This window comes from Pseudomonas putida (assembly GCF_022627325.1).
GTDB classification, from domain to species: domain Bacteria; phylum Pseudomonadota; class Gammaproteobacteria; order Pseudomonadales; family Pseudomonadaceae; genus Aquipseudomonas; species Aquipseudomonas putida_X.
On sequence record NZ_JAETZZ010000073.1, the window covers coordinates 1 to 249 of the forward strand.

At 57.0% G+C, this 249-nt stretch carries 1 protein-coding gene; it reads left to right on the forward strand.

Going from position 1 to position 249, the window contains the following annotated elements:
- Positions 1-249: IS66 family transposase (locus JNA92_RS26280; protein ID WP_241807239.1), on the forward strand; the 249-nt coding region annotated here is incomplete at both ends.

Sequence of the window (249 nt, forward strand, 5' to 3'; positions counted from 1 at the left end):
AAGTACCATTGCGTCTGCTGCAAGGCTATCGCGGCTATGTGATGACCGACGATTATGCGGGTTACAACGCTTTGGCGTTGCAGCCCGGTATCGAGCGACTGGCATGCATGGTTCACGCGCGCCGCAAGTTCGTCGAAGCACAAAAGGTGCAGCCCAAGGGTAAGACCGGACGAGCCGATGTGGCGCTGACGATGATCAATAAGCTGTATGACATCGAGCGCGACCTCAAGGAGGTCAGCGACGAACAGC